The organism is uncultured Subdoligranulum sp. (assembly GCF_937890665.1).
Genome location: NZ_CALADU010000194.1, coordinates 1 through 5,486 on the forward strand (window position 1 = coordinate 1; position 5,486 = coordinate 5,486).

12 protein-coding genes are annotated in these 5,486 nt (G+C 55.8%); 7 read left to right on the forward strand and 5 right to left on the reverse strand.

Features of this window, described 5'->3' with window-relative positions:
* From Q0526_RS11015 to Q0526_RS11030, 4 genes are all read right to left on the reverse strand, one after another.
* A partial coding sequence (locus Q0526_RS11015) for a recombinase family protein (protein ID WP_298733522.1) occupies nt 1-1,253 on the reverse strand: 1,253 nt, incomplete at its 3' end.
* Nucleotides 1,254-1,399: 146 nt separating this feature from the next.
* Complete coding sequence (locus tag Q0526_RS11020; protein ID WP_298733524.1) at nt 1,400-2,611, reverse strand: exonuclease domain-containing protein; 1,212 nt, start codon at nt 2,609-2,611, stop codon at nt 1,400-1,402.
* Between the two features lie 5 nt (nt 2,612-2,616).
* Nucleotides 2,617-2,946, reverse strand: coding sequence for a hypothetical protein (locus Q0526_RS11025; protein ID WP_298733526.1), 330 nt, complete (start codon nt 2,944-2,946; stop codon nt 2,617-2,619).
* A gap of 67 nt (nt 2,947-3,013) precedes the next feature.
* Nucleotides 3,014-3,349, reverse strand: coding sequence for a helix-turn-helix transcriptional regulator (locus tag Q0526_RS11030; RefSeq protein WP_298733528.1), 336 nt, complete (start codon nt 3,347-3,349; stop codon nt 3,014-3,016).
* Nucleotides 3,350-3,523: 174 nt separating this feature from the next.
* On the opposite strand from Q0526_RS11030, the gene Q0526_RS11035 reads away from it, so the two are divergent.
* Both Q0526_RS11035 and Q0526_RS11040 read left to right on the forward strand, forming a co-directional pair.
* The gene (locus Q0526_RS11035) at nt 3,524-3,742 is read left to right on the forward strand and encodes a helix-turn-helix transcriptional regulator (protein WP_298733530.1); all 219 of its coding nucleotides are present in this window, start codon (nt 3,524-3,526) and stop codon (nt 3,740-3,742) included.
* Between the two features lie 38 nt (nt 3,743-3,780).
* A complete protein-coding gene (locus Q0526_RS11040; RefSeq protein WP_298733532.1) occupies nt 3,781-3,921 on the forward strand; it encodes a hypothetical protein in 141 nt (46 codons plus the stop codon).
* Here the strand turns inward: Q0526_RS11040 and Q0526_RS11045 are convergent.
* Nucleotides 3,899-4,141: a hypothetical protein gene (locus Q0526_RS11045; RefSeq protein WP_298733533.1), complete on the reverse strand. Its 243-nt coding sequence runs from the start codon at nt 4,139-4,141 to the stop codon at nt 3,899-3,901. The genes Q0526_RS11040 and Q0526_RS11045 overlap by 23 nt on opposite strands.
* 68 nt (nt 4,142-4,209) lie before the next feature.
* Between Q0526_RS11045 and Q0526_RS11050 the strand changes: the two genes are divergently transcribed.
* From Q0526_RS11050 to Q0526_RS11070, 5 genes are read left to right on the forward strand one after another with little or no spacing between them, the layout of a single operon-like run.
* Entirely contained in the window at nt 4,210-4,362 is a 153-nt protein-coding gene (locus Q0526_RS11050; protein WP_298733534.1) for a hypothetical protein, read from the forward strand.
* Nucleotides 4,363-4,380: 18 nt separating this feature from the next.
* Nucleotides 4,381-4,566 carry a hypothetical protein gene (locus tag Q0526_RS11055; protein WP_298733536.1) on the forward strand — a complete coding sequence of 62 codons (186 nt, stop codon included), beginning with the start codon at nt 4,381-4,383 and terminating at the stop codon, nt 4,564-4,566.
* Nucleotides 4,566-4,814 (forward strand): hypothetical protein, encoded by a 249-nt coding sequence (locus tag Q0526_RS11060; protein WP_298733538.1) that lies wholly within the window; start codon nt 4,566-4,568, stop codon nt 4,812-4,814. Before Q0526_RS11055 ends, Q0526_RS11060 begins: the two co-directional genes overlap by 1 nt.
* Nucleotides 4,811-5,134, forward strand: a complete 324-nt coding sequence (locus Q0526_RS11065) for a hypothetical protein (protein WP_298733540.1) — start codon at nt 4,811-4,813, stop codon at nt 5,132-5,134. Before Q0526_RS11060 ends, Q0526_RS11065 begins: the two co-directional genes overlap by 4 nt.
* Nucleotides 5,134-5,442 carry a hypothetical protein gene (locus Q0526_RS11070; RefSeq protein ID WP_298733542.1) on the forward strand — a complete coding sequence of 103 codons (309 nt, stop codon included), beginning with the start codon at nt 5,134-5,136 and terminating at the stop codon, nt 5,440-5,442. The genes Q0526_RS11065 and Q0526_RS11070 overlap by 1 nt, the downstream gene beginning before the upstream one ends.
* The last annotated feature ends 44 nt before the right edge of the window (nt 5,443-5,486 follow it).

The following is a 5,486-nucleotide window of genomic DNA, read 5'->3' on the forward strand; positions in this document are numbered from 1 at the left end:
TTCATCATTTTTTGCTTCAACGCTTGGCTGTACATGCCGTCCAGGATGGCATCGGTCAGGCGCTCTATTTTTTCGTTGATGGCTTGCAGCCGCGCGGTGGCGGTGGCTGTGACGGTGTCGGCCAGTGAGACCGCCTCCCGCTCGGCGCGCTGCACGGTGTCGATCAGAGCGTCCCGGTTGGTGGCGTCCTGTAGCGCCTGTTTGACCGCACGGGCCACCGACCGGTCCAGCACGTCCACCCGCACGTTACGCATGCTGCAGGTGTGGCTGCGGTGCTTGGCGCCGCACTCATAATACTGGTAGAGTGAGCCGTCATTAGATGAGTGTACCACCATAGCCGCGCCGCAGGCGCCGCAGTAGACCTTGCCGGTCAGCAGGTAGGTCTGCTTCGCGCTGGCCCGGCCGCCGCAGCCCCGGCGGGATTCCCGGCGGCGCTGGACGATCTCCCACACATCCCGCTCCACGATGGGCGGAACGCCGCCCTCCAGGCGGATCGCGTCCGGCCGGGGATTGGTGTGGGCGTTCCAGCCGCCGCGGCCGCCTTTCTGGGCGCGGCCATAGGTGAGCACCCCGATGTATTTTTCGTTGCGCAGAATTTCCAACAACGAATTTTTGGTAAAGGCTCTCCCCCGCTTGGTGTGCAGCCCCCGGCGGTTCAGCTCATCCACGATATGGCCGTACCCCTCGCCGTCGGCAGCCATGCGATAGATCAGGCGCACCGTTTCGGCTTCCCCTTCATTTATAATATAGTGTTTGTCCGGGCCGATATCGTACCCCAGCGCCGGGCGGCCGCCGGTGGTCTTTCCGTTGCGGGCACGGTAGCGCAGCGCCTCGATGGTCTTTTGCCGGGTTACCAGCACCTGGGCGTGGTTCATCATGGCGGTGGCGGCCTCACCGATAAACACGGCGGGGTCCTGCAGGTCGCCGCCAAGCTGCGGCTGCGTGACCGAGGCCACACCCGCCCCGAAGGATGCCACCAGCCGCCGGAACTCGAACCACTCGGTAAACTCACGGAACATGCGGCTCTGGTCGTAGATCACCACAAGGTCTGCGCCGCCCATGGACAGGTGCCGGATGCAAGCCTGATACCCGGCGCGGGTGTCCTTCATGCCGCTGACGGCTTCGTCGGCGAACACGCGGCCGACCTGGTAGCCGTGCTGCTTGCACCAGGCTTTGCAGGCGGCCACCTGCACGTCGATGGTGACCGGGTTCTGGTGATCGGTGGAATAGCGGGCCAAAATATCTGCTGTCATAAAAAACACCTCCGGGGTACACTTGTCAAAGCCTGCCCGGAGGTGGTACAATACGATTGCGGGTCGGTATTGTTCCCACATGGGGCAAGCTGATCTATAACGCCCTGCCGGTTGCCGCCGGCGGGGCGTTTTTATTTTAATCGTATTTATTGATGCGTTGGCGCCATTTGCAGAACCTGCTGCAAAAGGGATATATATTCAGATTCGTCAATAATCTTGACCTTTTTCCCGTTTTGAGACAAGGTAACGGCTTTGCTGTATTTTCGTTCTACTGCCCAATCGGGAAGGTTTGTCAGCGAACCCTTAACGAGATAATCAGTGTTTCCATTGACATTATCCCGCAAGTTGGCGCCGATTTTCTCAAGAGAGGATTCGAGTTTTTCCCGGTTCTGCTGAAAATCGCCAGTAAAAACAAAATTTTTATTGAGCATAGGGGACCACCCAAAGCGTGCAGCTTTTTCGGCCCTTGCCTGCTCACGTGCCGCCCGGCGGGCTTCGAGTTCTTTACGGTAAGCATCCATGATTTCGAAACGGCAACGCTCAAATAGTTGTGCTGTCAATACAACGTCATCATCTGCTCTGTGTGTTTGGGTACTGGAAATTCCAAGATCTTTAACCAAATTGGCCAGCTTGTAAGTACTCCGGCCAGGGAAAGCCTTTTTTGAAAGTGTAAGCGTATCTAAATACTGGACATTTAAGGATGCTGCAGAATCTGGAATTGCGTAGCCAATCATATCCAAATCAAAAGTTACGTTGTGACCAACGATAAGTACATCCTGCACCATTCGGCACACATCCGGCCATATCTGTGCAAAGGTGGGGGCCGTGGCAACGTCGGTATCCGTAATATGGTTTACACGTGAAGCTGCAGGAGGAATCGGGATTTGCGGATTGACCAGCGTAGCATAGTGATCTGTCTGTACACCATTCTCATAACGCGCCAAGCTAATCTCAACGATTCTGTCGTTTTTGCGGTCGAGGCCGGTCGTTTCGGTATCGAGTACCACGTAAGAACAGATACCCTCCAGGTTTTTGGCCGTAGGCGAAACAAAGGAACTACGTAAGATTTTGCAGCCTGCCCCCGATTCAATACTTGGACTGGGAATAGAAGTATGGGAAGTGTAGGCAGGTGCAGGTAAAGAATGATCTTCCGGAAGGTCATTTTTGGAGGGGCGCGTCGTTTTGTGAAAGGTCACAAGGTGGAATAGTGCTATGCAAACATCAACGAACCATCCAATCCCAAATAGGCCAAATGTGCAAAGGTATAAAATGCCGGTTCCGATTTTGTGGTCCAAAAAGCGTTGAATGCCGGTCCATCCCAAAAGCAGGGTCAGAATAAACCGAATCGTCGGGTTCATGTGTATCACTCCATCTTTGATACGTCTTTATAATAGTAGTACGCCCGGCGGACGTATTCCTCGGTAGTGTTCAGCAGTTCGGCGATCTCCCAGGCGTCGCGCCCCTCACGAAGCAAGCGAAACAACGTGCGCCTGGGGATGGCTCTTTTTATGTACCAGCGGTCGGCGCGCACCTCGTGGCGCTCGGCCACATCGTAAGACGTTCCACGGGTATAGAAGCCACCATACAGGCAGTGCCCCAGTTCGTGGCCCAGGCGGGCTTGCTCCTCGGCACGGGTCATGGCATGGGTGTTGTCCAGGCCGACCACGCCGCTACTACCGACGGCCAGCGCCAAGCTACGCACTTCCGGCAGTGGCATGTGGATGACCGGCACCCCAGCAGCTTCGGCCACTTGGTAAAAATCAGTCGTCTTTGGGGCGGATGTTATGCTCGGCGATAAATTTGGCAAATCGCTTCACTTCCTCGTACTGGGCGTCGGTGACCGGCGCACCGTCAAATAGCGCAAATTTGATATCTTCATCAGAAACCTTGCCCGCAGGGGCAGGGTCTTTTTTATTTCCCAACAGATAATCCACACTGCAGCCAAAATACTCCCCCAATTTCAAAAGCGTCTCGAAATCAGGTTCACGCTTGCCCGCCTCATAGTTGCTATAGGCCTGGCGGGAGATTCCGAGGTAATCGGCAACTTCCTGCTGCGTTTTGTGAATTGCTTTTCGCGCGTTCAGCAAATTCAACATAGTAGGCGCCTCCTTTGTTTCCAGTATAGCAACTATTTGTTGCGTTTGCAATAGTAGCAACAAATCGTAGCGGAATATTTGTATAAACCGCCGAAATTGCAACGAAACGTTGACATAATGAGATTTTGGGCCTATACTAAAGGCAACGATATGTAGCAAGGAGGTGAGAGGAACTTGAGGGAGTATCTGGTCGAGCTTCGCAATCGGAAGGGGCTATCGCAACAAGATGTGGCGGACAAACTTGGAATCACCCGTCAGTATTACCAGATGATCGAATCGGGAGAGCGTCAGAAGCATCTTGACCTTTCTTTGGCTGGTGGGTTGGCCGCACTGTTGGGGGTGACCATCATGGACATCGAGCACTGTGAGAACCAACTTCATTCTACCACCTGACCCATCCCATAGTCTGTACTTCAAAGGGGGTGAACGGGATGGATGAAGAAGTAACCACAGAAAACGCTGCCAATGAGGTGGAAGCTCAAAAGCAGCGTTCTCAAGGTGTGTATTCGGTTGACTTTGGAACTACAAAGATTTGCCAGACAGACGACGCTATTTATCTGTCGGTGCAATGAATCCGCCGTTGCCATCAGGTTCCAGCGGCATGTTAGTCCCAACAGCAATCGAATCAGCATACTGAATCATTGTGATTTCAAACCCGTTCGGGTATACGGAGTGATTCTCTACTCGATTAGGAAACATTTGAACTTCTTTTTTGATCGATTGGAAATCCGTAACGCCAGGAGTTGAAATTTTCATATTGGTACCAGGCTCGACTGCATATATGTACTTCATTTTATCACCTCCCTTCCCATCCCCATTGTAGCATGGGACGGGAGGGAGAACAAGAAGGAGAAATTTATATGAAGAACATGGAAGTACAGGTGATCCAGAGATCCCCGATCGAAGTTCGATCCGGCGCAAAGCCTTACGTTGTGTATCTGAACGGCGAGTTTTGGTGCGACTGCACCGATATGGCCGCGGCGAAGGCGGAAATTGCCGCACTGAAAAAGTAAGAGGAAAGGACCCACATCATGATTCTGGATATATCCCGCGAGACGGGAGAGGTGACGATCATCCAGCCGCCGACCGAGGCGGACCGCCAGCGGTGGCGGGATGCTCAGGCCAAGGCAGCCCATGACTACACCCTGGAACTGTGCATGCAGCGCCTGGGGGCGCCGGGGTGGGCAGCCACACCCGACTTGAAAGGAGCATCATAATGACTATAAAAAAGACAGCCGCCCCGGTGCTGGCACACCGGAACGGCCAAAAAACAGAGCACTGGAAGTTGCTCACCCCTATTTTACCGCTGCTGCGCGCCGCCGTCAAGACTGCGGCGGTGACGCTGGGCATCTACATTCTGGCGGCGGTGGCTGCCCTCAACATTCCCGCGCTGGTCGGCGGGGTGCTGGTTCTCAACGCCCTGCTGGGCGCGTGGTTCGCGCTGGACGAGGAGGTGGCCACATGAAAGCGCCTTGCGGAGCCTGCGCAACCTGTGAGCAGTGTCCCTACGATGATTGCACCTGGGACGGCGTGAGCGCGGAGGAATGGGCCGCGGCGAAAGACACGGATGCAGATGCCCGCCATGCTGTGGAAAGTAAACAAGCCGCCCAGCAGCGGGCCTGGTATGAGGCCAACCGGGAGAAGGTGGCCGCCCAGCAGCGGGCCTACCGGGAGGCCAACCGGGAGAAGGTGGCTGCCCAGCAGCGGGCCTGGTATGAGGCCAACCGGGAGAAGGTGGCCGAATACAATCGAAACTACTATGCCAAAAGAAAGAAGGCGAAGTAATGCGCGGAATCCTGATCGACCCCGGCCAGCCGCCGGAGGTCCGCAACATTCCGGACACCGCCCAGGGACTGGACGCCTATCTGGGTGGGGCGGTGCGCATCAAGCCGTTCAGCACCCAGCCCGCGGCGCTGGCCTACGTTCCCTGCCTGGCTGGGCAGGCCATGCCCACACGCCTCTACGGCGGGGCCTGGTACTTTGGCCGCCTGCTGATCGTCGGCTGGCGACGCAGCCGCCTGGTGCCGCTGCCGGAGCCGCTGGCCCGCGAGTTGGCCGAATACTTTGCGCCCATGGAGGTGTCCCGCTTATGATCTACGAAAAAATAGAAGCCGCCTACCGCTACGGCCGCCCGGAC

Bases quoted from the DNA above. Each gene is read 5' to 3' on its own strand.
- Q0526_RS11020 (WP_298733524.1), bottom strand. From the start codon at position 2,611: ATGAACCCGACGATTCGGTTTATTCTGACCCTGCTTTTGGGATGGACC.
- Q0526_RS11030 (WP_298733528.1), bottom strand. From the start codon at position 3,349: ATGTTGAATTTGCTGAACGCGCGAAAAGCAATTCACAAAACGCAGCAG.
- Q0526_RS11040 (WP_298733532.1), top strand. From the start codon at position 3,781: ATGGATGAAGAAGTAACCACAGAAAACGCTGCCAATGAGGTGGAAGCT.
- Q0526_RS11045 (WP_298733533.1), bottom strand. From the start codon at position 4,141: ATGAAGTACATATATGCAGTCGAGCCTGGTACCAATATGAAAATTTCA.
- Q0526_RS11050 (WP_298733534.1), top strand. From the start codon at position 4,210: ATGAAGAACATGGAAGTACAGGTGATCCAGAGATCCCCGATCGAAGTT.
- Q0526_RS11055 (WP_298733536.1), top strand. From the start codon at position 4,381: ATGATTCTGGATATATCCCGCGAGACGGGAGAGGTGACGATCATCCAG.
- Q0526_RS11060 (WP_298733538.1), top strand. From the start codon at position 4,566: ATGACTATAAAAAAGACAGCCGCCCCGGTGCTGGCACACCGGAACGGC.
- Q0526_RS11065 (WP_298733540.1), top strand. From the start codon at position 4,811: ATGAAAGCGCCTTGCGGAGCCTGCGCAACCTGTGAGCAGTGTCCCTAC.
- Q0526_RS11070 (WP_298733542.1), top strand. From the start codon at position 5,134: ATGCGCGGAATCCTGATCGACCCCGGCCAGCCGCCGGAGGTCCGCAAC.